This is a genomic window from Cohnella herbarum (assembly GCF_012849095.1).
Lineage (GTDB): Bacteria > Bacillota > Bacilli > Paenibacillales > Paenibacillaceae > Cohnella > Cohnella herbarum.
In genome coordinates, this window is the sequence record NZ_CP051680.1 from 691,600 (window position 1) to 717,084 (window position 25,485).

Here is a 25,485-nt window from a genome sequence, read left to right on the forward strand (position 1 = left end):
AGAAGGCCGGAACAACCATATCTTTAGGAGGAACGAAGATGAACGCTGGACCCATGAAGAAACGCTGGGAGTTAACTTCGCAACAGAAGCTTATGATTTTCATTTTGTCGATGTCCTTGTACGGAATATCCAACATGATTACCGAACTGATTCCGGAAGTGAAACTTGGACCCGTGGAGCTTAAGGTCGAATATTTCATTTTCATTCCGCTGTTGTTCGCGATCTTGTTTAACCCCCTCTACGCTGCGCTCGGAGCTTGCTTCGGAGAAGTGATATTCGGGGAGCTGCTGCTGGGTCAATTCGGAGGGTTAGGCGAATTGGAGAAATTCATCGAGTTCTCGCTGGCGATCTTCATCGCGGGGATGCTCGTAACGAATCCAACCAACAGAAGACAGCTAGCCATTGCGGCTTACGTTGCGATAGGGATCGATCAATTGCTGGGCACGATTGTCGATATCGGCAAAGTTTATTTCGGAATCGAGGACTTTGAAGCCGTTTCCGGACTGCCCGAAAGCGTCTTAGCCGTCGAGGGCTTCGCTTTCCTGAATGCGATGGTCGTCTCGGGAACCTTATTCGCGTTACTTCCGACCTTATATTTGGTACCGCGCCTCTATGGCAAAGTAGAGCCGCTTCTTGGCATGAAGCCGCGCGATGGACGGGCATCCGCATCGGTCGGCGAATTCGTAACGCCACGACTGCTTATTCTGAGCATTCTTCTATTCGCAACGGCCGGCGCAGCGGAATTCATGGCGGAGTCGGACATCAACTTGGTGGATTGGGAATCGGGATTTTTAGCGGATATGGGAAATGGCGCGATCTGGATCAGCATGGGCGTCGCGGCGGTTATTTTTATCGTCACGTTAGTATGGGCGGTGAACAGAAGAGCGGGTAAACGGAAAGGGGAAGCGGTTTAATGGCACACCAGTCTACGGAAGATCAACCCATCATCCAACTCGACAACGTGACCTTCCGTTACCCGGGCGCGCAAATCGATTCTCTTTATCAAGTTAACCTTTCGATATCCCGCGGTGATTTTATAGCGATCGCCGGGAGTAACGGGAGCGGCAAGACGACTCTGTGCAAATGCTTTAACGGTCTTATCCCGGGATACTATTCCGGCGATATGGAGGGAACCATCGTCATTGACGGTTTCTCCGCTTCGGAACGGAGCGTCGCCGAGCTGTCGAAGAGCGTAGCTTACGTATTCCAAGACTTCGAGAATCAGCTGGTGCGGCCGACCGTCTACGACGAAGCCTGTTTTGCGCCGCTCAACTTCGGATACGAGGATTACAAGGAGCGCGGATTACATGCGCTTGAGATGCTCGAGATCGAGCATTTGCGCAACGAATGGATTTGGCAGTTAAGCGGCGGGCAGAAGCATATGGCCGCGCTGGCTGCGGCGTTGGCTCTGAACCCCGAAGTCATCGTCGTAGATGAGCCGGTAGCCCAGCTTGATCCCGCGCATGCACGAATGATCTATGACAAGCTCAAGTTGTTAAACGAGAAGTATGGGAAAACGATCGTGGTTATCGAGCATCACACGGAATTCATCGCCGATTATTGCCGGAAGATCGTTCTCATGGAGAAAGGGGGCAGAGTTCGCTGGGTCAAGACGGTCTCCGAAGGATTGTCGGCAGTGGCGGATCTAAACGAGATGAACATTCAGCCACCGCAAGTGACTCAAGCGTTTCATGCGCTACGCGGCGTACGAGAGGCGGAGCGGGGAATCCCGTACCCGATTACGATCGAGGAAGCCGTAGCCCATTGGGCGCCTATTCTCAAGCGGGCTACGTTTCCTTCGATTGCTGCCAAGCAAGAGAGTGCCGCTCCGACTTCTAAAGAGACGCTTGTCCGTTTCGACAAAGTCGTCAGCGGATATCAAGGCATCGATCGGAAGAAAAGGCCGATCATTCGGGAATTGGACTTGAGTATTCACGATGGCGACCGAATCGCGTTGATAGGCAATAATGGCGCGGGTAAGTCTACTTTGCTCCGATTAATCTCGGGACTTCGCCGTCCATGGGAAGGTGCGGTTACCGTTTGCGGTCAAGATACTCGCAAGACGTCTCCCGAGAAGTTAGCCGACCAGGTTGCGTTTCTCTTTCAGAATCCGGAGGAAATGTTCATCGCCGATAACATCCGCGAGGATGTTGCCTACTTCTTGAAGGCTAGGAAACAGGAAGGAATCGAGGCTTTCGTCGACGAGGTGTTAGGAAGGTTTAAGCTCACGGATCTGCAAGAGCGAGACGGAAGACTGTTAAGCGGCGGTCAGCAACGTCGCGCTTCGCTGGCGATCGGGATGGCTATGCGTCCGACCGTCATGCTGCTCGACGAGCCTACCGCAAGTCTAGACATCGCAAGCCGGAAGGAAATGACCTTGTTGTTCGAGGAGCTGCACGACCATGTCAAAGCCGTAATCGTAGCGACTCATGATATGCAACTTGTGGCGGACTGGGCAAACCGGGTAATCGTCATGAACGAAGGACGTATTCTTCTCGATACGGACAGCAGCACCGTGTTTCAACATCCGGAAATTCTCGACAAGGCCGCTCTGGTCGCTCCGCAAATCATTCAATTATGCCAACGGCTCGATATCGTTCCGGCTTGTCTATCCGTACAACAATTCATAACTTATATGCAGCATGCGCCGCGAGAGGAGTTTTCCTATGGAAGTCGTTGAAACCGTTCATAAATCCACGATCTGGGAAAAGCTGAGCGTAGAGCGAGTCAAGATCGAACTGTTAAGAACGGCCTATGGCCAATCGATGACTTTCCTTTCCAAGTTCGATCCTCGAATGCTGATCGGCTGGTACTCTTTCTTCGCGATCGCCCCTTGGTTTATTCATAACAAGACGGTTCTCATCGGGCTGCTATTAGCCATCGCTATTCTTACTTATACTTCGAAGCCGAGCGTTCTCGTCCTTATCGTGCTGGCGTTCGGACTTGTCACGGATACGGCATATATGCTGATCGTTGCGTTAGCTTTCGGCGGAGGTCTATCCGCCGCTTGGGCGCTTTCCACGTTAACCCTGAAGCTGCTTGTCATCGCCTTGGCAAGCATAGCCGTATTTTCCAGTATGGACCCCGAGAAGCTTAGCGATGCGCTGTTAAGCCTTGGAATGCCGGCCCAGTTCAGTTTCGGCGTCGCGTACGGCTATCGAATGTTGCCGATCCTAATCGAAGAATATAATAATTTGCTTTACTCTTACAGGCTTAGAGGAAGCGCCCCGCTGCGCAGAGGATGGCTAGGCTGGCGAACGATAATCTACATTGGCAAAATATCGGTATTGGCGTTCTATCCGCTCATTCTCAACACCGCCAAGCGCACGAGGACAACCGTCGAGGCTTTGGAAGTGAAAGGGTTCACATACGCGATCAAAGACCCGAAGGTTAAGCGCATTAAGCTGGCCTACTTGAAAATTCTCCCTCGGGATTACGCTTTCGTTGCGCTATCCGTAGGATACGTAGCTTTCGTATTCTGGCTGGGCAATCAATTTCATATTTAATTCGTAAAGACAGGAGCAATCCCTAATGAATATCGATCTTCATGCCCATGTGAAGTTATCTAAAAAAACAAAGTTTTCCTTGGAATATTTTCAGGAAACCATTCAAGAAGCTAGACTAAACGGGCTTGATGCCATCGCGATGACCGAACACTTCAATACCTATCGTTTTCATGACATCTATGAGGAATTAGACCGGCAATTTCAGTACAAGGACGATTATTACGACGTGGACGGATTTAAGGTGTTTCCCGGGATGGAAGTCGACGTTAAATTGGGAGGTCATATTCTAGTCATAGGAACCCGGGATTCGATATTGGCATTGCGCTCGAAACTCGAATCCCATACCGATGCTAGTAATTTCGTCGAATTCGAGAGGCTGCTCGACTGGTGCGATGAACTTTCGCTGCCGCGATTCGGCGCACATCCGCATCGGCAAAGCAACCCGCTCACGCAACATGCGGCAACGACTCTCCGAAGGCTCGACGGTTTCGATCTCAACGCTAAGGATTTGTTTACTTACGGCTCGGGAATGAGAGACGAAGTTAAGGATTTGGCACGTTCCATCGGCGTTCCTGTCGTGGCAGGCAGCGATACGCACCATCCCTTACAGTTCGGCAGCGTGATGAATCGGTTGGATGCCGATTACGACACGGTCGCGGATTTAGCGGATTGTATTAGACAGGAACGATATCGGATCGAAGTATCCGCATGTCTGGAAACGAAGGTAAAGGCCGCTAATCTGGTCAAAAAGCTGTTGAAGCAGAGCGGGGTATTCGCGATATCATGAACGGGTTTGGAAAAGCCGGTTGAAGAAGTTACAATATGAGGGTGTAATCTTCGCCATTTGTCATCGCTGGTTATTTACTCTATTGGAGGATCCCCATGAACACGCTAGAATTCGAGATGCCGTTAAATCGAATGTCCAAAAGCCAGCAGAAAATCGCCGATTTCATTGCGAAATCTCCCGAACGAATTCCGTTCTATACGGAAGAGGACATTGCGGCTAAGGCAGGCGTCAGCATCGCCACCGTATCGCGATTCTGGAAATCGATCGGTTACGATAATTTGAAATCGTTTAAGAAATATTTGCAAGAAACCCAACATTCGACGCCGGCGCGCAAGATGCAGCACGTCTTGGAGCAAACGGAACGAGAAGTGCTTGGAAGGATGATGACTTCCGCCGTGGTTAATCTAGAGGAAACGACAAAACGGATTTCTCGTCGAGCTTTCGACCAAGCGGTGGAAGCTCTGAACGAGGCGCAACGAATATACGTTCACGGACCGGGCTCGACCTCGTGTCTGACCGACTTATTGCGATTTCGCTTGAATCGAATCGGCATGGAAGTTCGAATCATGGCCCAGAGCGGGCATGAATTGTTGGAAACCCTTGTGCATGCCGGGCCGAAGGATGTCGTGCTCTTCTTCGGATTCGTCCGCAAATCCCCGGAAGCGACCGTTATCTTGGATCAGGCAACCGAATCGGGGTACAAGACGATTCTGGTAACGGATCTTCTCGTATCGGATATGATCAACGAAAGCGATATCGTTCTGCAAGTCGACCGGGGAGAAGCGGATGCGTTTCACTCGCTCGTCGCCCCGTTATCCGTCGTTGAGAGTCTATCGGTATCCCTAGCGGGACAACGCGGAGAGGCGGCAATGGAGAAGCTTAAGCAACTTCATGCCATGCGAAGGAATTATTCCTCTTTGTTGCCTAAATAACCTTCTGAACTGAATCTTCGCCCAAGATGAGCTCGGGGGCTAGCGCCCCCCGCTAACCTTGGATATTCAGGAGCTGCGGAATAAGCGTTGAGCGCTTCGGTTTTACTCCTCTTTCAAGAAAGACAGAACCCCTAACTCAAACCCCTTCACGACCGCTCCGATGCGCGTTTTCACCTCAAGCTTCTGATTGATCGAAGTTAGGTGATATTCAACGGTACGTTGACTGATAGCCAGTTCCAAAGCAATCTCTTTGTTCGTCTTCTCCTTCGCTAATAGCTGCAAGACTTCCCGTTCGGCAGCGGTCAACGCATCGTTCGAATCTTTTGTCGTTCCGATATTCTCTGGAATGAGAATGTGACCCAGCATGCTTTGTTTAATCGCATTGATGATTTTCCCATAGGATGACTGCTTCGATAGATAGGCATGGACGCCGATCTTGTAAGCTTTATAGTAAAACTCTTCGTAAGTGTAGCCGGACAGTAAAATAATTTTAAGCGAGTTGCCGTACCGTTCCTTCAGCAACCGGGCCAACTGAAATCCGTCCATGTAGGGCAAGGAGATGTCCATTAGCGCGACGTCCGGGCAATAGAGCTCGGTTTGGGCGATAAATTCGCGAGGGTCGGTGAACGTGTGCAGCACTTCGATTCCGGGCTCGGAATCGAGTCGATTTTTCAGCCCTTCGAGCACCAGGGGGTGGTCGTCCAGCAAGTAGACGCGTATGTTATCGTTCATTCGGTAATCTCTCCTTGATAAGAGGTAGCTTAAGGGTAATCGACGTACCTTGACCGGGTACGGAATCGATTTCGGTCGAACCGCCCAAATGCTCCATCTGGTCGCAAACGGATAATAGACCGAATCGGGCGCCGCCCGAGACGAATTGCCGCGGGATTGAGATATGCGGAATACCTTTGCCGTTATCGGTGACGCTGCAATAGATGCAATCCCGGCTCATCCAGACTCGGACCTGCATCTCCGATGCCTCCGCATGCTTGAACACGTTGACGATCAGCTCGCGTACGGCACGGAACAGGTTTGCTTTCACGAAGGAAGGAAAGGGTTCCGGGGACGGCGGCTCATAATGCAGCGTGACGGCTATCTCTTCCTGGCGGTTCATGTCGCGGAGTAACCAGCGAAGCGCCTCATGAAGATCTCCTTTGTCCAAAATGTGCGGGTATAGGTTATCGCTCAGCGAACGGATGCTGCGCTGCGAGTCGTATAGGCATTTCAGCCATGTGGCGGTTCTTTCCTGCTCGTGCCGGCCCGTGTCGTGCAATTCCTCTAAGTCGCGAGACAGGAAGATCAGATTCTGAAGCAAGTCGTCGTGCAGGAAGTAGGAGATTCTGATTTTCTCGGATTCTCTGGCTTCGAGCAGCATTTGACTGTACGTCCGGAAGTCGCGAAACCGGCGTTCATGGTGTTCTATCTGCTCCTTGCCTTGCTCGTATTCGTGCTGCATGCGAAACAGCATTCGGGCATTCGTTAGCATCTGTATCGTTTCGACGCGAAACTTCTCGACGATTCGCTGTTCCTCCGAGGAGAACAACGTACCATTGCTTTTCGGACCCAGGCATAGGTAGCCTAGATTTTGTTCATTCGGTCCGTGCGACAGTTCCATGACGCGGGCGAACTCGCTCTTGCTGCTCCAATCGTTGTTGTCGGGCGTTTCCGCGTTCCCGAACGTCCATTTTCCTTCGTAGATCCCCGTGCTGTACACAATGGGCTGGTCATCTTCGTCGATATAGACTAGAGCAAGACCCTGTACCTCGATCATATCGTGAACGAGGTCGGCGAACAGCTTAAGAATGTCGCGGATGTTTTTCTTCTCGGCCATCTGCAAGGAAAGGCGGAGCTTCTGGTTCTCTATCCATTCCTTCTTGCGGTCCTCTTTCCGGCGCAGACGGACTAGCAGGCGGCGATAGACGTAGGTAAGCAATCCGAATAGGACGAACAAACCGACTGCATAAACAACGGAGTTCCAGCTCGCCGCTAGCACGAATAGGGTTAGCGCCGAGATGTAGTAGAAGCTATGTAAAGCTAAGCTGGGGATATAAAATTTCAAGTCTATCATTTGGCGCTGGATCAGCAGATAGGTTAACGTACCGGATATCGGAACGAGACCGATGAGCGCGTACTCCGCGGGTACGAAATAGTCCATCCAGACGAGATGGGGAATGGCGTATAGCAGCGCATAGGGCATTAGGCTGGTGAATATGCCGAGAAACAGGATGAACAGCTGATTTTTCTCGATCCGGTCGAATCGGGTCCAGTAAAATGCCGTAATCCCCGCCATGAGAATTAACGTGACGATGAGGACGACGTTGAGCGTATCCGACACCCAAGCGTACGATTCCTTCCGGACCGTGAACGACGTGGTAAACGCGGAATAGGCGATCGAGTAAATCCGAAAGCCGAGCAGCAGAGAACGGAATCTAGCGTACATAGACCGGAACGCGAACAGCAAATAAAAGGATAGCATCACGTAAGGCACCCAAATGGCGCAATAAAGGAACAAATAGTTGGACAAATACAGCTCGTCGGAGAACAAGGAGATAATCGAGAACGCGATCATTACGTTCAGCAAGAAGAACCTGCGAATGAGGCGGGACTCCGGTTTCCTCCAGACGGCATAACAGCCGACGCCGATAAGAAACAGTTCCATAAGAAACGCGAAGCTATTCTCGAATATGTCAGTACGAGTAGGCTTGATCACGATCGATCGCCGTTGATCTTCTTTGTCCAGGACTTCGATTGTTTTGGCGCCGTTCACTAGCTTGACTTCATCGATTACGAAAAGCTTCGGATCCTGCCGACCATCGAACGATAGGATCCGATCGCCGAGATCGACTTCCCACTCCGTGGCGATCGAATCTCTCTGGATGCCGGAAATCGTCCATTCCGAAGAGGAATTTTTCTCGACCTCGAGTCCGGAAAATGGAGTCGTTAACGAATGGAATTGGATATAGGAAGCCGAGCAAATAAAGATCGCCAGGCAACCGTATAGGAATAAGCGTTTTATACGCGGATGCTGTAAGAAGCTCACGAAGTTCACGATCCTTTGAACAAGTCTTCAACCAGTATAAGTGAAAACAAGCGATTCGTCTTGAATCGCTTGCTTCTCGATCTTGTAAGCTATAAAAGTTTTTGTAGGAGTAAATAGATTAACGCGGCTGCTTCTTCGTTGAGCATATTTTCTTTCGGTCTGTAGTCTACAGGACCCGTCGAGTGCTTTACGTCGGGACCGTATAGCTGCCGTCCGACAACGTATTGAACGCCTTCGGATGCCCAATAGGAGACGGGGCCGGCCAGATCGGCTTGCACCGGAGCGGCGCCCAGGCCGATCTTGGCTAATCGCCAGACGAAGGTAGCCGCTTGTTCGCGAGTAAGCGGTTGTTCCGGGCCGAATGTGCCGCCCGGATTCCCTTGCACGACGCCGAACTCGAACGCCGTTTGAATGACGGCTTCATATGGGCTTCCTTTCAAATCGATGAACGATGAAGGTTGAGTCGAAAGCTGGAAACCGGCTAGAGGCATAATCTGAGCAATGAACTGGCCTCTAGTCACCGGCTTGGACGGCTCGAAGCGGTCTGTCCCCGCTTTAATGGCTCCCATTTGAACGAGATCATAAATGTACTTGGCGTAAGGATGATCATCGGCAACATCATTGAATTTCGGAGGCTTCGGGAGTTTCTCCGACCAACTATCGGTAAGGTTATAGGAGAAGTAAGCTACGTTCCCGTCCGCATCAAGCTTAAATCCGGCGGGAGTTCCCTCCTCGTCGTAGAATAGCAAGTCGCCCGCTTGCCGCAAAACGTGTTTGCCGAAAATATCTTCGACGATCAATGCCCCGTCCGAGGCCGAAATGCGAGATAACAAAGCTGGCGTTCGTATGTGGCGATATAACCCCTCGAAACGCATAAGCTGCTGTTGGGTCGGCATTGGGTCTAACAATGTCGGTCCATCGCCAGTCTCAGGGAAATAGCGGCTCATGAATTGTTCGAAGAAAGGCATACGCAAGTTTCCCTTGTCGCTATTCAATGCGAGGAACATTCCGGTGTTCTGCTCGGGCAGCAGCCAAAGATTCGAATGGAAGCCGGGCAAGTCGCCGCCCTTCTCCACTACCGCGTAGCCGTTGTAATCTTTCGGATAGTTCGATTCGAAGGCATAGCCGACTCCCGGAATATCCGGATGAATCGTAACGCTTCTCTTCTCCATCTCCTTCACCGAAGCATCGGCAAGGATTCGCTCATTACCGGCTTGGCCGCCGTTCAGCATTGCGAGGAGGAACTTGGCCATGTCGGCCCCCGTAGAGAACATCCCGCCTTCGGGCGCGCTGTCAGGTACGTTGGCAATATGTTGAGTTGGCTTATGCGTGCTGTCATAAGGAGTAGCGATCGCTTTTTTCACTTTCTCGGTGAAAATAAAGCTACTGTTGTTCATCCCGAGAGGCTTGAACATTTTTTGGGCCATATATTCTTGAAAAGGAAGACCGGATACTTTCTCGACGATGTAGCCTTGCAAAGTAAAGCCGTAGTTGTCGTATCGGAACGTTTCGCCCGGTTTGCGCACGATTGTCGGAACGGATTCCTTTAGGAATTCGCTCAACGTTGATAATTTGCCTGAATCGGTCGTATCTCCATTGTCGAAACCGCTCGTGTGGGTCATGAGATGTTTTAAGGTGAGCGGAAATCCGGTTTCGTTCGGAATTTTCAAGTCGGGCAAGTAAGCATTCACGTCGTCGTCCAGATCGAGCTTGCCGCTTTCAGCCAATTGCATGACGGCCGCTGAGGTAAAGAGCTTGGATACGGAGGCTAGGCGGAAGAGGGTTTTATCGGCATCGACCGGTTTCTTGGCGGCGATATCGGCATAGCCGAACCCTTCGTTCAGTAGCACCTCTCCGTCTTTGACGACGACCAGAACGGCACCCGCCAGTTGATCTTGCACTTCTTTCTGCTGGAAAAACTGCTGAGCGAACGTCTTCACGTCGGCCTTGTCCAGGGTCCCGACGGAAGGGTTCGCTTTCGGGGCGGCAGCTAGAGCAGTTAGAGAGGTAGAGGGAAATAATAGCGTCGTGGCAAGAGTGAGGATGGCGAATTTTTTCATAGGGAATCTCCTTTGGTCTAGGGTTGTACCCACTATGCTATCATCCGGGTTCAGTCCTGAAATCCGTAGGAGAGGGCGTTTGGCGGGGGAACCGCGCATTCCTTTTGCGCGATCGCGCATGCTCGACTAGAGCCGGTGGAGACCTATTCAGTCGGAAGAGTAAGGAACTGCTCTGCGCCAATGCTTAAGATCAGCTTCCTTATGCTTTACTGCTGTCAATTAACGCCCAGGCAGTAGGATACACTACGTGGTTAAGAAGACGGATTCATACCAATCATCCCATCTCTTGTGGTCCGGGTAATGGACATTCGGAAGCTGCAAGGGCGCATGGTGCTGCTCGAACGCCGATCCGCCGAGGACGATCCTTAAAGTGGGATATTCCCGAATCGTGGACTCGATCCATTGATAAACCGTTTCTATGTGTTTAGAGGCGGTAACCGATATCGTAATGATTGAAATATTTTTCATTTTAATGATACTAGACAGTCCGATAACGGGCGTATTCGGACCGAGGTAGATGACGTCATGTCCTTTTTTCTTCAAGAATAGAGTAAAGTGCATTAAACCAATTTGATGATGCTCGTCTTCCGGACAGAAGGCAAGTACTTTGGGTAACCGCTGGTCAATCGGGAGAATTCGAAAGAGCTGACTAAACCTATGTAAAATGATTTGGGAGGCAAAGTGCTCCTGAGTAACGTTCAGGAGACCGGATTCCCAATCTGATCCGATTCTATGCAATACGGGAACGAGGATATAGTGAAACACGTTCTCGAATTCGTACATGGAAAAGGCAAGGTCGATGGTCTCGTTAGCTTGCGAAGTATTATAGGCGATTAAATCGTCATATAGCTCTTCAATCATTTTATCGTAAGTATTACCGGGGTTGGATATTGTGTTTTTCTCGACATTAACAAGAGAAGTTTCTTGTTGCAGCATATGAACGGCTTCGCTGATCTTAACTCCGTTCTCTTCCATTTGTTTTTTCAAATATCTAAGTTTACTAATGTCTTCTTCGCTAAACGATCTATGTCCGCCTTCGCTCCGATTGGGGGTGATAATTCCGTATCGATTCTCCCAAGCTCGAATGGTGACGACGGGGATGCCCAGCAGTTCGGAGACCTTCTTAATGCTATACATCTAATTTCCTCCCCTCCCCTAACACAATTATACATAATCTATACAAAATGACTATCATTTAAGGCTTTAAATTTGAAAATGCTCGAATTATGTAGAAAATACTTGCAAATATTGTATAGGTTTCGTATAATTCGAGTTAAATGTTATACGTAAATCTATACAATAAACTATACAAAAGAGGAGATCCTCTACATGATTAACGGGAAGCGCGAACTTTATTCGTCTACTCAAGTACTTGATCAGCGTGAAGTCCTCGCAGCGGTCGAGCAGTCGCTTGCCATGATTCAATTCGATAGACAGGGTCAAGTGCTATGGGCAAATGATAACTTGGCTAGGGCGCTGGGTTATCGCGCCACGGAGATGACGGGGATGAATCATAGACAGCTCTGTACTCAGGAATTCGTGAACAGCGCCGACTATTTCAAATTATGGGAGAGTTTGAGAAACGGGGATTCTTTTCAGGATAAAATTGCGCGGGTTACCAAGGATGGTCAGTCGATCTGGCTTGAAGCGACTTATATGCCCATATTAGATCAGGATAGCCAAGTGAAAGCCATTCTAAAAATCGCCACGAACATTAACTTAAGAGAGCAGGCGAAGGCGGAAGTCACGAGAAAAATGTTGCTTATGTCCGAGGAGCTATTAAATCGTGCCCAGCAAGGCATTTCTCGAAGTCACGAAGTCGAATCGGCTATCGGGAAAGTTGTCGAGGGCGCCAATGAAAATATGATTGCACTTCAACAACTCGAAAAACAGACAGACTTCATTCGGGGATTGGTTCGAACGATCCGCGAAGTTGCGAATACGACGAACCTTTTAGCTTTGAACGCGGCAATAGAAGCCGCACATGCCGGTGAGCATGGGCGCGGCTTCAACGTGGTTGCTAGCGAAGTTCGTAAGTTAGCGGGTCAAGTACAGGAAACGACGAAGGAAGTAAACGTATACGTGGAGGGCTTCGTCGCTCAAGTGCAGCAAATCGCCAAAGGGACGAAGCATTCACAGGTTGTCGTTAGCGAAAGTCAGATCCGTATACAGCAGAACGTCAATGAATTCATGGGCATCGGTGAAGCTGCGCGCCTGTTGGATACGCAAGCCAAGGAGTTTGGCCTTGCTCTTTAATCCGGGGTGCCGAACCATCATTCAAGCAACGGGAGAGGGTCTCCCGAACCAATATCCCTGGAATAGCTTGAATCCGTTATCGCGAAGCCAAGCAAAGTCCGCTTCGTTCTCTATCCCTTCGGCTAATGGAACGGAATCGATTTGAAGGGCTGCTTCGAGCATTGCTGTTGCAATTTTTTGTTTTTCTTGACTGATTGCGACGCCCTGTACGAAACCTTTATCGAGCTTCATGTAATGGGGCTTTAATTGTTGCAAGAGTTCGATCGTACTGAAACCTTCGCCAACATCATCTAGTGCGTACTGGAAGCCATGGTCCTTGTAGTAACCCAGGATGCTTTTCAAATGTTCTAAATCCTCGACTTGCTCCGTTTCCACGACTTCAAACACTAAAATCGATGGATTTATGTTTAGCTGGCGTGCCAGCTGAATGGTGGATTGCAGGCAATGCTGCGGAGAATAAATAGAAGTCGGGATGAAATTAATAAACACTTTGCCTTGCAATCCTTTACAAGAACGAACTGCCGTCATTCTGCATAACCGATCGAGAGCGTATAACCGGTTACGATGCTTAGCCGCCTCGAATACCGTTAACGGAGATAGCAGGCTTCCGTCTTCTTGTACAAAGCGAGCAAGCATCTCATGGGCGTAGACTGAGCCCTGATCGTCGACAATCGGTTGGGAATAACAGATCACGCGCTGTTGCAGAATGATGTCATCCACCCATCGGGAAGAAAGCGTTTCTCTTATTTCCCTGAAAGGCTGCCATGATCCATCATTTAACCGAAAGGTTAGCTGCTCGACATCCATATGATCCTGGCAAAAGTCGACTAAATCCGAAATCCCGGCTTCATTCACGAACAACGTCTCTTCTGTAGAGCATACTAGGGAGTCTCTAGATCTTAGAAAAGGAATAATTTGCGGGAGAATAATCAAGTTTGGTTCGCCGGTGACCTTTATTTCATAAATCGGATTTGCAGGAGAACAATTAGAGCATTGCGTCATGGAGTCACGTCCTAGTGATTGGAATGAAATGTCTATCGGTTTCTTTTCGACACTATTCTAGCTTATCCTGCACTTCTATGAATAAAAGACGATCAAGAGTTATACAGGGAGGAAGCATTGTGGAACTGATGAACCGCAGAACCTTTCACGATTTGATTTTGTGCGGGGCTAATGAAGTTATCCGTCATAAGGAAGAGCTGAATTCCATTAATGTGTTTCCCGTAAACGATGGAGATACGGGGAGTAACCTTGCTTATCTCATGGAAACGATTATTAGGGAGTCCAGGTGGAAGGAACCTTCCAGTGAGACCTTAAAGCAATTAAAGTCTGCATGTCTTCGCGGATCGCGCGGCAATTCGGGGATGATATTCTCGCAGTTTATTATTTCGATGTGTAACTTTCTCTTAAATAATAAGGAGTTAAAACAGAGACACTTCCTCGATATGTGTGAGCAGTCGGTGAAGCAGGCTTATCAAGCTGTCGCTTCTCCGCAGGAAGGTACTATTCTAACGGTAATGAAAGCTTGGGTTCGTGTAATGAGGAGCAATGTTGACCGTACTGTGGGAATTCAAGAAATGCTGATCGAATCCTATGGGGAAGTCTGTATTTCCTTGGAAAACACTAAGACTCAAATGGACATCCTTCGAAAGCATAACGTAGTTGACGCGGGTGCCAAAGGCTTCGTTCACTTCCTATACGGATTCATTACGGAGATTAAGAAGCCCAAAGCTGAACGGACGGAATCGGAAGCCGCTTACCAGTATGAAACCTACCAGCAGGGGCATGAGATGGAGATTAACCACCTAATATCACATTATGATGACAACGGCTATAGGTATTGTTCAGAATTTCTGATGAATTGGGACACAGACTATTTCCCAGTAAAGGAGGAGCTTGCAAGGCTAGGAGATTCCCTCGTCTCCGTAGGCGATGATAAGCAAGGGAAAATACATATCCATACGAATGATCCGGATCAAATCGCCGATTTACTCGCGCAGAAGGGTACCCTTGTGTATCAGAAAGTAGATGATATGAGGCGCCAGCATGAAATGATTAGTGCGCCTAAAGCATCGATTGCTCTACTTGTGGATTCTGCATGCGATCTTCCGCAACAACTCATGGATGAGCACCGGATTCATCTGCTACCGCTTCAAATTCAAATTGGAAACTCATCTTACTTGGACAAAGTGACACTGAAACCGGAATCTTTTTACGATAAATTAGCATCATCAGACATTCAACCCAAGAGCTCCCAGCCATCTCCCGAGAGTATTACACGAAAGTATCGAGAGCTGCTGAACCATTATGATCAAGTCGTGTCTATTCATGTGTCCGGTGCTTTAAGCGGAACCTATGATGCTTGCAGTACCGTTGCTAAACAAGTGAACTCCTCGAGAATTCATGTCTTCAATTCCCGAACGTTATCCGGAGCGCTAGGACTAATTGTATTGCAAGCAGCAAAAGCGATTGCGGCAGGTGCATCTATCGAAGAGATTAAGAAGCTGCTGCGCGATCAAATCCCTAAATCGGAAATATTGGTTAGCGTCCCCACGCTTAAATATATGGTGAGAGGCGGTAGAGTCAGTCCGCTGAAGGGTAAAGTAGCGGCATGGTTGAATATGAAGCCGATCGTTTCACTGGATGGCGAGGGGAAATCGGTTCTTTATGGAAAGACGTTGTTCCGGAAGTCTAATATGGGCAAGATGATTCGAATGCTTGAGCAGATTCACCAGAAATACGATATTGCGCAGTATGTGCTTTTGCATGCCGGAGCTAGCGAAGAGATAGAGCGGTGCAGGAAACTTACGGAATCGATCACTGGGGCCAAGCCCCTTTACATTTCAGATGTATCGCCTGTCATTGGGGCTAGTGCAGGTAAAGGAGCAATTAGCGTAGCTATGTTGCTGGCGAACGACAATCGGAGAGGGGATTAGCGAATGGGCGAGCTCTATGTAATCAACGCATTAGCTATTATGATTTTTATGGTGATTCTATTTATCGTTGCGCAGATAATGAAAGACAATTCCATTGTAGACATCGGTTGGGGAATTGGTTTTGTTATCATAGCAATAGTTAGTTTTTTGTACCGTGACGGTTATGAGCCCAGACAGCTCGTTATGCTCCTGTTGGTTACGATATGGGGGCTAAGATTAGCCATTCATTTATGGATTCGCGCTATCGGACGAGGAGAAGATTTCCGCTATGCCAATTTTCGCAAGGCGTGGGGTAAGAATGCTAGGATGATTGCCTTTTTCCGAGTGTTTATGATGCAGGGATTGTTTATGATACTACTAGCCTATCCGATAATGGCCGTGAATGCGGATCAGACGGATAACAGCTTGGATGTCTGGGCTTGGGCGGGCATGATGATCTGGATCATCGGTCTCTTGTTCCAGATCATTGGCGATTATCAGTTGAAGCGGTTTAAGAAAACGAGACCGAATAAAGAAGCCGTGCTTAAAAGCGGATTGTGGCGGTATACCAGACATCCCAATTATTTTGGCGAGGCTACGATGTGGTGGGGAATATTCCTTATCGTGCTCCCGATACATCTGGGTTGGATAAGCGTATTAAGCGCCTTGTTCATGAACCTATTATTGGTGAAAGTGTCCGGAGTGCCTTTCCTGGATAAGCGTTATGCCGGTAATGCCGATTATGCCCAGTACAAGCGAGAGACGAATCGATTTATCCCTTGGTTTCCGAAAAATGCATCGAACGAATGATTAACTTGCATAATTTTAAGTTTTTAGTTAAGATACTGAATAAATGTTCAGTATCTTTTGTGTTGAATGGGTGAACCGATCGATCGCTCAAGAAAACGGAGTGGATAAGATGAATAAGAAAAAGATTCAAAGCGAGCAAACCAAAAAACGAGTAGCGGATGCGGCGAAAGCGCTATTCGTTCAAAAGGGATATAAAGCGACGTCCATTGAAGATATCGTTCACGCTACCGGGAGCAGCGCTGGCAATATTTATTATCATTTTAAGAGTAAGGAAGGCTTGTTTCTATATTTGATCGAAGAATGGGATCGGGATTGGGAAATAAAGTGGAACGAGAAGGAGCCTCTCTTCAAGACGTCCAAGGAGAAGCTGTACGGGATGGCGGAGCATCTCGTGCTTGAAAACCTGAACCATCCGCTTACGAAAGCGGCCGACGAGTTTTTTAATTTCTCCGAGAAAGCGAACGACGCCGAAGAGAAAATATCCGAGATGATGGCGGGTTATTTGAAATTTAATCAAAAACTGCTGCAGCAAGGTATCGATAACGGTGAATTCGAGAAAAATAACGTCGAAAATCTTGCGCTAATCCTCGATAGTTTAATGATCGGGCTCAGCCAACATTCTCGTAAAGCGAACCGGCAGGATGCGCTTGCGTTATATCAATCCGCCATCGAAGTGTTCCTGCACGGAATTTCCAAAAGTTCACCTTGAACCGAACAGGGCTTTTTCACGTCATAATATAGAATGAATGTTCAGTATAAATATAGTGTATTTCAAAAACGCGATCACAGCACGAAAGTCAACTTAGAAAGTTAGGGGTCATTATCATGTCTTTGTTATTAAAGAATAGAGGAGCTCTGTTGCTCCTCATGTTTAACTTGTTTTTAGTTTTTACCGGAATCGGATTAGTCATCCCGGTAATGCCGAAGTTCATGACCGAACTGGATATTAGTGGAAGTATCGTCGGATTGCTCGTTGCCGCCTTCTCGTTAACCCAGCTCTTATTTTCGCCTTTAGCCGGAAGAATATCGGATTCCTTGGGCAGAAAATGGATTATCGTCATCGGGATGATCGTATTCGCCCTTTCCGAATGGCTTTTCGGAGCCGCGAACTCGGCGTTTCTCCTGTTCGTTGCCAGAATGCTCGGAGGAATCGGCGCCGCTCTCATTATGCCTGCGGTCATGGCCTATACGGCGGACGTGACTTCCGACGAAGAACGGGCGAAAGGCATGGGGTTCATGAACGCCGCGATTACGACCGGATTTATTATCGGTCCCGGGATTGGCGGATATCTAGCCGAATTCGGAGTTCGGGTACCTTTCTATGGCGCGGCGGTAGCCGGTCTCGTCGCCGGGTTAATTACCGCGTTTATATTGCCGGAATCTTTACCGGCCTACAAACGCGCGAAATTACGCGCAGCCAAGCCGGCAAAAAATCGGAATTTACTGTCGCAGTTGATCTACTCTTACCGCGAACCTTATTTCTTAAGCTTGATTATCGTGTTCGTCATGTCCTTCGGGCTAGCGAACTACGAGACGATCTTCAGCCTGTTCGTCGACCATAAATTCGGATTTACGCCGAAGGATATCGCTTTTATTATCACGTTCGGCTCCATTGCGGGAGCGGTAGTGCAGCTTACCGCGTTCGGCTGGATATTGGAGCGGTTCGGAGAGAAGCGAGTGATCTCGACTTGTTTGCTTGCGGCAAGCCTATTCGTCCTGTTGACGTTATTCGTAAGCAGCTTCTGGATGATCTTCGCGGTTACTTTTATCGTGTTCTTGTCCATCGATATCTTGCGCCCGGCCGTTAGCACCCAGATGTCCTTACTGGCTCGCGATCAACAAGGATACGTCGCGGGCTTGAACTCGGCATTTACGAGTCTCGGCAACATCGTCGGGCCCGTCATTGCAGGAATGTTGTTCGATGTGGATATTAACTATCCGTATTTGTTAGCCTTTATCGTTCTATTGCTTAGCTTCGTATTATCGGTAAGCGTCGGGAGAAGAAACGCGCAAACGACTGCTTGATTTCCCGATCTCTCGGATGTTATTAAATGGTAGGCGTATAACGCTTCGCCAAAGTTACGACATAAACTTGAAGACCCGGTACGTTCATGAACGCGAACAATCCCATGAACAGGATCGTAATGAATCCCGCCGTTTAGAACGGGGCCGTAAACGTCAGAACAAGCAGCACGACGGCTTGGATGGTAAACATATAGAACAATGCCGTAATCGGCTTCCACTCCCCAGTATGGTAATCACCGGCCGGTAGATGTTATTATGGGGTATTCGGTTTGAGGTGAACAGTACGCAATTACAAGTACTCTAGGCACTAAAAAGTAATAAAAGCTGCCATTCGCACGAAAATCCGCTTATTTTTTCGTTAGGAGGGGTTGTCCATGGCCCATAAAAAATATAATATATCCGTTGAAGCTACGTTGGATGTGATCGGCGGCAAATGGAAATGCGTCATTCTCTGTCATCTCACGTATGGGAAAAAAAGAACGTGCGATTTCAAGAACTTGATCCCATCGATCACGCAGAAAATGTTGACGCAACAGCTAAGAGAATTGGAGCAAGACGGAATCGTCAATCGAATCAGCTACAACCAAGTTCCCCCTAAGGTGGAATACGAGCTTTCGGAATACGGCGTTAGCTTGAAACCTATTCTAGATGCTCTGTGCGCATGGGGAGAAATCCATATCATTAAAGAGTATGGGGACGCAAGTTTAGTGTTGGAAGATAATGTGTTAAATCATAAATAAATGAGGACGTGAGCAAGGTGATCCAAATTACAGTTCCGACGCCAGAGGTTACGATTTATAAACAAAACGACCCTAAAGAAAGCCATATTTACGGGTTTACCGAGTTTCACCTGATTACAAGGGAACTGGGCGGAATCTTCATGTTCTATAACGACAAGGACGAGTTACTGTTCGTCGGCAAAGCCCGGAAGCTAAGACCGAGAATCAAGAAGCATTTCGAGGATACGGTATCCGCGATCAAAGAACACAGAGACGAAGTCGTTAAGATCGAAGTGTGCCTCGTCGAGGATCCCGTTCACCGGGAAATCTATGAAACTTATATTATTAACGAATTCAAGGCCAAGTACAATGTTGAAAAAGCGTTGTTCAAGTAAAATAGAGTCAAGCATAAACGGGCTATTGTAGGCTTGCTTCGACAACGAATAGATTGGAAATATTTTCTGAACGAAGCGGGGTTCCGAAATGTTGAAGAAAACGAGCATTTGGAGTTCTAACGGATCTGTACGCCGCTATTTTGAAGAAAACAGAGGTTTTGATATTCTAACGGAGCTACACGCCGTTATTTGTGTCTAAATGGTCCATTTTCACTGGATTATCGGCAAATAAGGGCAATCACTTCCGTTAGATTTTGAATTGCCCCTTTTTTAGCAAAATAAGGGCTGTGAGTTCCGTTACACTTTTTCGGCCCGATAAAGAGGGACCTACCCCTTCCCCGGTTGTGCCAATGCATTATAGGGTAAGCAATAAATGGATAGTCGTTGTCAGCGGGGTTATAGCAATAACGCACAAGGGTGTATCTGTCGCTCAAATTTCAGTTGCGTACGCAATTGCCCAGCATTTCCAATTCGATTTCAATCCGTTATTGGGTTATGCAGGTATGTGCAGTTTACTCAGGCAGAGTCAGAAATAGTGTAAATATAAAAAAGTTTAGCAAAAGGAGTCACCCGTTAGGGTGATTTTTTTCATTTTAAACCCACGGCAACTTCACCAAAAGCCTAGCTTCATGCCGATCGGCGACCTGAAGCTTATTCAGGATATTCGTCACGTTATTCGCTACCGTCTTCACGCTTAGATGAAGCTTCAAGGCAATTTGCGCGTTGCTATACCCTTCGGAAACCCAGTGGAGTATTTCTTTTTCTCTGCCCGTAAGCTGATCGAATAGAGGATTCGTCGATTTAGGGCGCTTTTCGAGGAAGTCGACCATTCGTCCGGCAATATCCGGACTGAACACCCCGTTGCCGTTGCCGACCATGCGAATCGCTTGCAGCAGCTCCGTGCCGTCGGCTTCCTTCAGCAAATAACCTCTAGCACCGGCTTTCATCGCCGGCAAGATCGATTCGTCATCCTTGTGCATGGACAAAATGAGTATGTGAATACGAGGATGGAGATCTTTAATTCGACGGGTCGCTTCGATGCCGTCTATATCGGGCAAGCGTATGTCCATTAGCATCATATCGGGTTGCAAGGCTTCCGCTAAACGGACGGCTTCTTCTCCTGTGCCGGCTTCTCCGATAATGACCAGATCGTCCGTTGCTTGTATGAGATTCCGGATTCCGTTTCGGTACATGGGATGGTCATCGACAATGACGATATTCATAAATAAGGATTTCCCCTTTCGGTGAGTACGGGTATACTGGCGGCCACGCGGGTTCCTCCGGTCTGGAGCCGCTCGATCGTGCATAGACCGCCCAGCTCGGATGCCCGTTCGCGAATGGAACTGATTCCGATTCCGCCGTTTGCGAATGGAATCCTAAGTTCGTCTATGCCGATTCCGTTGTCGATGATTTCAATGTTCAATATCTCATCAGAGGTCATCGCGAGTCGAACCGTACATTGGGTGGCTTGCGAGTGGCGGGCGACGTTCGCGATCGATTCCGTCGCGATCCAATAGGCTGCGACCTCAGCGGCGGCAGGCAGGGCAGGCAAATGCTGCGGAAAGCGGAATTCGATATTTAACCCGCTCGTCGTGCCTTGCTCATTTTCCAACAATCGGATCGGTCTGGTCAGTTCTTCAATTCGCTGTTGAATGGCCCCGACGAGTCCCCATTCATCCAAGCTGGCCGGCCTCATATCGTGCACAAGCGTTCGAATGTCCTCGACCGTAGAACGAATGACTTGGCGCAACTCCGACAACAATTCCGTTGCCGCCTCAGGATCGCGCCTCACGTACATTTCCGCGGCAGTCGCATTGAGTCCGAGGGCCGCCAACCGAGGGGCGAGCTCGTCATGAAGATTTCTTCTGATCATTCTCCTTTCCTCTTCTCTGGCAATGACTAGTTTTTCTCTAGATCGTTGAAGATCTTCGGCGAGCAGCCTCATGCCGCTAGTCATCGTGAAGTTCTCTATAATTGGACCCGCATGGCCTAGGAGTACGTCCAGCAGTCGAAGGTCTTCCGACGTGAAGGGCTCTCCCGGTCGATTGGCCACGATGAGAGCGCCTACTTCTTCGCCGCGATGTATAATTCGAAAAGTTTGGTTTTCCGTTATGTCCTCTCCATCTGAATCGGAGGAGGCGATTCTATCGATTCCCTTCACTTCGACGGCAATTGCCGCGTAGGGAATCCTTAAGGATTGGCGGATGAACCGAACGATCGTATCCAACATCTCCTCCGGAGGTAACGGTTTAACGAGCAAGCTTCGCAGGTCGGACAGCATGCCGAAAGGATCGTCGTGACGCCCCTTCATCATTCGATTCACGGAACGTTGAAGCCTCTCTTTGAGCGGGGCGAATAGGATCGCTACCACTACCGTTGAGATCAGGGAGGGGAGGAAACGATTCTCGGAATGAAACATTTTGCCGAAGAAGACAATGGACAGACTATATAGCGCTACGATGCAAGCCGACAGCAAGAAATAGACAAGAGTCCGCTTCACGACGGGGTCAACGTCCCATAATCGTTTTCTTAGAATCCCGAATGTCAGAGTAAGCGGAAGGATAAGCAGAAACAGGTGCAGAAAGCCGTTCAAGTAAACAAAAGCAACGGGAGTATCGTAAAGGCTAGGCTCGAAAAACAGACTGATCACGACAAAGGCGATCAAACTCGCGGAAAAGCCGTATACGATCCATTTGGTCTGTTGCCGTTGTTCCCGGTTCAAGCATGCGCGATAACGATAATGCTGGGAATAGATGAGCGCGCCTATCGGGATGACGAAGAGGGCAATGACGATAGGAAGAGGCCAATAATTATGGTCTAACGCGGTATCTTTGAATATTTCGCTTATGATCTTGACGGAAGCGAAGACGATAACCGGTATGATCGTCCACTTCGGCATGAAACGACCGTTCGGGAAGAGGCAGATAAACAGGAAAAGCGAAATCCAGCCCATCGTGGAAATGCACGAGAACCAGTATCCCCATAGCTGCTGATCTTGGGAGGCGGTGTGGACAAGCTGCGGAAAGGTCGCTCCGAAGGAAATCAGCATAATCGATCCGAGCAATGCCATCGGCTCGCGTCGCCCCTTGATGGCAATTAGGCACGCCGCGCAAGCGAACAGCAGTGTAAAAGCGGTATCGATGATGACGAACAAGACGGCGTAGCTAGAGACCGACAGCCCGCTGGCATGAAGCAAATCTTCTGTGGTAGGAGGGGCCGGACTGTATATCCCGCAGCCTTGAAGCAAACATTTCGTTACGAGTTTATCGTAGTATTCCGGAATGAAGTTGACGTAGGACATAAACGTTAATAAGCCGAGCAATAAGACGATCGTCTGTAGGATCGTCGTTAGGGGACTTTGCGACTTACGGAATCGCATTTTCAGGCTTGGGTTCAGTCCGTGTAATGACATCGCGTCCTTACTTCCTTCCGTGTGAATCGCATTGCCTTTATTGTAACAATCTCGCTTTTCATTGCATACAGGCACGAACGGTTTTCCCGGGGTACGGCGCTCATTTCCCGGAATTACCCTGTTTGTATACCCTTAATATAGGGAATTTACGACTCTGGAAGAAAGGAATCGGCTCGAACTACACTAGGGGAGAGTTATATTTAATATTATCAATCGGAGGAACGCGTAATGATCACTGAGAGAATGATTAGAGGATTAGGGCTCGGATGCATCTTGGCCGGTATCATAAGGATAGGAATGACGCCATCGAGCATAATGTGGGGTTTCAACAGCACGCCAGAGCTTTTGTTCGGACTCGTTGCCTGTATTTTTATGGGCTATGTCAGCATCGTTCTCTATACGGTGCAATCCAAGGAGACCGGCGTCCTTGGTCTAATTACCGTACTTGGCATTATGATCGGCAATACGCTGACGATGCCGATTTTATGGGCGTTTTTGCATGATGCAAACTTCGAGAATGAAACCTCCTTAGTGTACAGCGTGACTCAGCTCGTTGGTTCCATCGGCATATTGGGCGGCGCAGTCGTTCTGCCGATCTTGACCTGGAGAGCGAAAGTGTTTCCCCGTTGGGTTGTCGGATTAATGGTGCTGATGCTGTTATCCATGGCGCTTCCGTGGGGGGAGTGGTTCGCTTTCTTCTGGGGACTCTCTTATGTTGGCGCAGGCTATTGCATATGGGCCGGTAAGTTGAATCGCCACAGCAGTTCCTCAATTAATTATCAAGGACAGCGGGAAGTAGGGTTTTAAGGCGGGTGGATCGTCATAAATGAAGAAGAAGGGCATCCATTCGGTCTAGTAATATACCAAATTGGACAGCCCCTTTTTCATTTCAGCCTACGTGAATTGACCACAATTATGGTACCCTAGAACTAACGGGGGTGCCGAATTGAAGGTTTTCACGAAATCATGGTATGCGGAAATGCAAGTAAGAGGTTTTTTGGTTTTTCCGGAAACGGAGCAGGATTGGGAAGAAGATGTTGCTGGGTACACAGCAAAAGGATTGGATTTCGAGAAAATGCGCAAAGAAGAGTTGGAATTTCGCAAAGCCGATCTACTCCGATTTCTTCCGGAATCCTTCCATCCCTATATTCATGACGGAACGATTATATCCGTGTTCCCTTCTAGGGAACTTAGGGAAATGTCCGAACGTTGGAAATGCGACTACAACGATCGGATGAAAATAATCAGCCAAAATTATCGCAACGGCTACGATCAAATAAAAGACACGCTTCCCCAAAACGCAACGCAACTACACGAGAAATCACTTCATGACGCCATCGTGCTTTCTTATGAAAGCTTCTCCGATGATGCGTTCGTCCTAACCTTGGATTGCAGCGGGAGCTATCATTATTACACCGAAGTAAGATTAACTTTTCGGGGAGTAACCGAGCTGGCGGTTCCCGAAGGTCTAGTCGGCGCCTGGTGGCTCTACGATGAAATATACGCGAATGAATTCGGATTCGAGCTTCATGTTCTATTGGATATGCCTTTAATGGAGCTGCATATCATTGCCGAAGACGTGTTGATCGAACCGCAAACGCTAAGAACGGGTGAGCAGAATGAAGCTTGACCGATTACTCGGAATCATTATCCTGTTAAACAATCGTCGCATGATTCAAGCGAAGGAGCTGGCCGATCATTTCGAGGTGTCGGTTCGCACCATCTATCGGGATATCGATCTCATTAATCAAGCGGGGATCCCCATCGTGTCTTATCAAGGGGCAGGCGGGGGAATCGGCTTGTCGGAAGGGTACCGGATCGATCGCAACGTTCTGACCAACAATGAACTCGTGGCGATAGTGACCGCGTTGCAGAGCGTCTTGACGACGTACGATAACCCGAACCATAAGGTGCTGCTGGAGAAAATGCAAAGCATCGTTCCCGAAGCGGAGACGGAGCAATTTCAAATTCGAACGCAACAGTTTATCGTCGATCTATCTCCATGGGGACGGCAAGGTCACTTAGAGGACAAGCTTGCCAAGTTAAAGAGAGCGGTGGAAGAAGGGCGAGAGGTAGGCTTTGTGTATTGCGACGCGCAAGGGGAAGTATCCGATCGAACGATCGAACCTTATACGCTTGTGTTGAAGAAGCAAACGTGGTATTTGTACGCTTATTGTCTCGATCGGCAACAATTTCGGTTGTTTAAGTTATTTCGGATGAAGGACGTCGTAGTGAGGGAGCGGTTTTTCGTAAAGAAGAATATTTCGCTCGATCAAATTCCGTGGAATAAAGATTGGGCTTCAAACGCGAACGCAATCGCGTTGCGACTACGATTTCATCGGAAAGCGAGGCATCTGGCGGAGGAATGGTTCGGCGTCGAAGCGCTTGTCGCCGAGAAGGCGAATGAAGCGAGTCAAGAGGGGGAAGAAGCGGAAGAAAAGTACGTCGTCACCGCTCATTTTCCGGAGGATCGCTGGTTGTACGGTTTTATACTCGGCTTCGGTCAAGACGTGGAAGTATTGGAACCGGAACATATTCGAAATACAGTTCAAGAGATCGCGAGGAATATCGCTAAAATATATGATCCGTTAACGTAAACCTGACAATCTGTTGTCAAGTTACTCCTTG

General features: G+C 48.6%; 22 protein-coding genes and 1 pseudogene. 15 read left to right on the forward strand and 8 right to left on the reverse strand.

What is annotated here, in order from left to right; translation table 11 throughout:
* Window positions 1-38 precede the first annotated feature (38 nt).
* From HH215_RS02735 to HH215_RS02755, 5 genes are all read left to right on the forward strand, one after another.
* The gene (locus HH215_RS02735; RefSeq protein ID WP_254450348.1) at window positions 39-914 is read left to right on the forward strand and encodes a DUF8171 family membrane protein; all 876 of its coding nucleotides are present in this window, start codon (window positions 39-41) and stop codon (window positions 912-914) included.
* Window positions 914-2,680: an ABC transporter ATP-binding protein gene (locus HH215_RS02740; RefSeq protein WP_169278502.1), complete on the forward strand. Its 1,767-nt coding sequence runs from the start codon at window positions 914-916 to the stop codon at window positions 2,678-2,680. The genes HH215_RS02735 and HH215_RS02740 overlap by 1 nt, the downstream gene beginning before the upstream one ends.
* A complete protein-coding gene (locus HH215_RS02745; RefSeq protein WP_169278503.1) occupies window positions 2,667-3,506 on the forward strand; it encodes an energy-coupling factor transporter transmembrane component T family protein in 840 nt (279 codons plus the stop codon). The genes HH215_RS02740 and HH215_RS02745 overlap by 14 nt, the downstream gene beginning before the upstream one ends.
* A 25-nt stretch (window positions 3,507-3,531) precedes the next feature.
* The gene (locus HH215_RS02750) at window positions 3,532-4,293 is read left to right on the forward strand and encodes a PHP domain-containing protein (protein WP_169278504.1); all 762 of its coding nucleotides are present in this window, start codon (window positions 3,532-3,534) and stop codon (window positions 4,291-4,293) included.
* Window positions 4,294-4,388: 95 nt separating this feature from the next.
* Window positions 4,389-5,225, forward strand: coding sequence for a MurR/RpiR family transcriptional regulator (locus tag HH215_RS02755; RefSeq protein WP_169278505.1), 837 nt, complete (start codon window positions 4,389-4,391; stop codon window positions 5,223-5,225).
* Window positions 5,226-5,327: 102 nt separating this feature from the next.
* Here the strand turns inward: HH215_RS02755 and HH215_RS02760 are convergent, their stop codons facing one another.
* From HH215_RS02760 to HH215_RS02775, 4 genes are all read right to left on the reverse strand, one after another.
* Window positions 5,328-5,957 (reverse strand): response regulator transcription factor, encoded by a 630-nt coding sequence (locus HH215_RS02760; RefSeq protein WP_169278506.1) that lies wholly within the window; start codon window positions 5,955-5,957, stop codon window positions 5,328-5,330.
* On the reverse strand, window positions 5,947-8,265 hold the full coding sequence (locus HH215_RS02765) for a sensor histidine kinase (RefSeq protein ID WP_169278507.1): 2,319 nt from the start codon (window positions 8,263-8,265) through the stop codon (window positions 5,947-5,949). Before HH215_RS02765 ends, HH215_RS02760 begins: the two co-directional genes overlap by 11 nt.
* Window positions 8,266-8,354: 89 nt before the next feature.
* On the reverse strand, window positions 8,355-10,325 hold the full coding sequence (locus tag HH215_RS02770; RefSeq protein WP_169278508.1) for a serine hydrolase domain-containing protein: 1,971 nt from the start codon (window positions 10,323-10,325) through the stop codon (window positions 8,355-8,357).
* Between the two features lie 243 nt (window positions 10,326-10,568).
* Window positions 10,569-11,462: a MerR family transcriptional regulator gene (locus HH215_RS02775; RefSeq protein WP_169278509.1), complete on the reverse strand. Its 894-nt coding sequence runs from the start codon at window positions 11,460-11,462 to the stop codon at window positions 10,569-10,571.
* Between the two features lie 192 nt (window positions 11,463-11,654).
* Between HH215_RS02775 and HH215_RS02780 the strand changes: the two genes are divergently transcribed.
* Window positions 11,655-12,581 carry a methyl-accepting chemotaxis protein gene (locus HH215_RS02780; protein WP_169278510.1) on the forward strand — a complete coding sequence of 309 codons (927 nt, stop codon included), beginning with the start codon at window positions 11,655-11,657 and terminating at the stop codon, window positions 12,579-12,581.
* A gap of 21 nt (window positions 12,582-12,602) precedes the next feature.
* Here HH215_RS02780 and HH215_RS02785 read toward each other — a convergent pair whose 3' ends face one another.
* Window positions 12,603-13,436 carry an EAL domain-containing protein gene (locus HH215_RS02785; RefSeq protein ID WP_254450349.1) on the reverse strand — a complete coding sequence of 278 codons (834 nt, stop codon included), beginning with the start codon at window positions 13,434-13,436 and terminating at the stop codon, window positions 12,603-12,605.
* Window positions 13,437-13,606: 170 nt separating this feature from the next.
* Here HH215_RS02785 and HH215_RS02790 point away from each other — a divergent pair, with 170 nt between their 5' ends.
* From HH215_RS02790 to HH215_RS02805, 4 genes are all read left to right on the forward strand, one after another.
* Window positions 13,607-15,517: a DegV family protein gene (locus HH215_RS02790; RefSeq protein ID WP_254450533.1), complete on the forward strand. Its 1,911-nt coding sequence runs from the start codon at window positions 13,607-13,609 to the stop codon at window positions 15,515-15,517.
* A gap of 3 nt (window positions 15,518-15,520) precedes the next feature.
* Complete coding sequence (locus tag HH215_RS02795) at window positions 15,521-16,306, forward strand: DUF1295 domain-containing protein (RefSeq protein WP_169278513.1); 786 nt, start codon at window positions 15,521-15,523, stop codon at window positions 16,304-16,306.
* 109 nt (window positions 16,307-16,415) lie between these two features.
* Window positions 16,416-17,015: a TetR/AcrR family transcriptional regulator gene (locus tag HH215_RS02800; RefSeq protein ID WP_169278514.1), complete on the forward strand. Its 600-nt coding sequence runs from the start codon at window positions 16,416-16,418 to the stop codon at window positions 17,013-17,015.
* Between the two features lie 116 nt (window positions 17,016-17,131).
* Complete coding sequence (locus HH215_RS02805; protein WP_169278515.1) at window positions 17,132-18,331, forward strand: MFS transporter; 1,200 nt, start codon at window positions 17,132-17,134, stop codon at window positions 18,329-18,331.
* A 28-nt stretch (window positions 18,332-18,359) separates the two neighbouring features.
* Here the strand turns inward: HH215_RS02805 and HH215_RS02810 are convergent.
* A pseudogene (locus HH215_RS02810) lies at window positions 18,360-18,542 on the reverse strand (MFS transporter); the annotation flags it as partial.
* A 163-nt stretch (window positions 18,543-18,705) separates the two neighbouring features.
* Here HH215_RS02810 and HH215_RS02815 point away from each other — a divergent pair.
* Together HH215_RS02815 and HH215_RS02820 are read left to right on the forward strand one after the other, a co-directional pair.
* A complete protein-coding gene (locus tag HH215_RS02815; protein WP_169278516.1) occupies window positions 18,706-19,071 on the forward strand; it encodes a winged helix-turn-helix transcriptional regulator in 366 nt (121 codons plus the stop codon).
* 17 nt (window positions 19,072-19,088) lie between these two features.
* A complete protein-coding gene (locus HH215_RS02820) occupies window positions 19,089-19,445 on the forward strand; it encodes a nucleotide excision repair endonuclease (RefSeq protein WP_169278517.1) in 357 nt (118 codons plus the stop codon).
* A gap of 593 nt (window positions 19,446-20,038) precedes the next feature.
* Here HH215_RS02820 and HH215_RS02825 read toward each other — a convergent pair.
* Window positions 20,039-20,668 carry a response regulator gene (locus HH215_RS02825; RefSeq protein ID WP_169278518.1) on the reverse strand — a complete coding sequence of 210 codons (630 nt, stop codon included), beginning with the start codon at window positions 20,666-20,668 and terminating at the stop codon, window positions 20,039-20,041.
* Window positions 20,665-22,857 carry a GAF domain-containing sensor histidine kinase gene (locus HH215_RS02830; protein ID WP_169278519.1) on the reverse strand — a complete coding sequence of 731 codons (2,193 nt, stop codon included), beginning with the start codon at window positions 22,855-22,857 and terminating at the stop codon, window positions 20,665-20,667. Before HH215_RS02830 ends, HH215_RS02825 begins: the two co-directional genes overlap by 4 nt.
* A gap of 228 nt (window positions 22,858-23,085) precedes the next feature.
* On the opposite strand from HH215_RS02830, the gene HH215_RS02835 reads away from it, so the two are divergent.
* From HH215_RS02835 to HH215_RS02845, 3 genes are all read left to right on the forward strand, one after another.
* Entirely contained in the window at window positions 23,086-23,664 is a 579-nt protein-coding gene (locus tag HH215_RS02835; protein WP_169278520.1) for a hypothetical protein, read from the forward strand.
* A 139-nt stretch (window positions 23,665-23,803) separates the two neighbouring features.
* Window positions 23,804-24,487 carry a DUF4085 family protein gene (locus tag HH215_RS02840; RefSeq protein ID WP_169278521.1) on the forward strand — a complete coding sequence of 228 codons (684 nt, stop codon included), beginning with the start codon at window positions 23,804-23,806 and terminating at the stop codon, window positions 24,485-24,487.
* Entirely contained in the window at window positions 24,477-25,454 is a 978-nt protein-coding gene (locus HH215_RS02845) for a helix-turn-helix transcriptional regulator (RefSeq protein ID WP_169278522.1), read from the forward strand. The genes HH215_RS02840 and HH215_RS02845 overlap by 11 nt, the downstream gene beginning before the upstream one ends.
* Window positions 25,455-25,485: the final 31 nt, after the last annotated feature.

Excerpts from the sequence above, each read along its gene's own strand:
- HH215_RS02735 (WP_254450348.1), top strand. The coding sequence starts at position 39 with ATGAACGCTGGACCCATGAAGAAACGCTGGGAGTTAACTTCGCAACAG.
- HH215_RS02760 (WP_169278506.1), bottom strand. The coding sequence starts at position 5,957 with ATGAACGATAACATACGCGTCTACTTGCTGGACGACCACCCCCTGGTG.
- HH215_RS02775 (WP_169278509.1), bottom strand. The coding sequence starts at position 11,462 with ATGTATAGCATTAAGAAGGTCTCCGAACTGCTGGGCATCCCCGTCGTC.
- HH215_RS02805 (WP_169278515.1), top strand. The coding sequence starts at position 17,132 with ATGTCTTTGTTATTAAAGAATAGAGGAGCTCTGTTGCTCCTCATGTTT.
- HH215_RS02745 (WP_169278503.1), top strand. The coding sequence starts at position 2,667 with ATGGAAGTCGTTGAAACCGTTCATAAATCCACGATCTGGGAAAAGCTG.
- HH215_RS02825 (WP_169278518.1), bottom strand. The coding sequence starts at position 20,668 with ATGAATATCGTCATTGTCGATGACCATCCCATGTACCGAAACGGAATC.
- HH215_RS02800 (WP_169278514.1), top strand. The coding sequence starts at position 16,416 with ATGAATAAGAAAAAGATTCAAAGCGAGCAAACCAAAAAACGAGTAGCG.
- HH215_RS02780 (WP_169278510.1), top strand. The coding sequence starts at position 11,655 with ATGATTAACGGGAAGCGCGAACTTTATTCGTCTACTCAAGTACTTGAT.
- HH215_RS02845 (WP_169278522.1), top strand. The coding sequence starts at position 24,477 with ATGAAGCTTGACCGATTACTCGGAATCATTATCCTGTTAAACAATCGT.
- HH215_RS02835 (WP_169278520.1), top strand. The coding sequence starts at position 23,086 with ATGATCACTGAGAGAATGATTAGAGGATTAGGGCTCGGATGCATCTTG.
- HH215_RS02755 (WP_169278505.1), top strand. The coding sequence starts at position 4,389 with ATGAACACGCTAGAATTCGAGATGCCGTTAAATCGAATGTCCAAAAGC.
- HH215_RS02740 (WP_169278502.1), top strand. The coding sequence starts at position 914 with ATGGCACACCAGTCTACGGAAGATCAACCCATCATCCAACTCGACAAC.
- HH215_RS02750 (WP_169278504.1), top strand. The coding sequence starts at position 3,532 with ATGAATATCGATCTTCATGCCCATGTGAAGTTATCTAAAAAAACAAAG.
- HH215_RS02815 (WP_169278516.1), top strand. The coding sequence starts at position 18,706 with ATGGCCCATAAAAAATATAATATATCCGTTGAAGCTACGTTGGATGTG.
- HH215_RS02830 (WP_169278519.1), bottom strand. The coding sequence starts at position 22,857 with ATGTCATTACACGGACTGAACCCAAGCCTGAAAATGCGATTCCGTAAG.
- HH215_RS02790 (WP_254450533.1), top strand. The coding sequence starts at position 13,607 with ATGAAATGTCTATCGGTTTCTTTTCGACACTATTCTAGCTTATCCTGC.
- HH215_RS02795 (WP_169278513.1), top strand. The coding sequence starts at position 15,521 with ATGGGCGAGCTCTATGTAATCAACGCATTAGCTATTATGATTTTTATG.
- HH215_RS02770 (WP_169278508.1), bottom strand. The coding sequence starts at position 10,325 with ATGAAAAAATTCGCCATCCTCACTCTTGCCACGACGCTATTATTTCCC.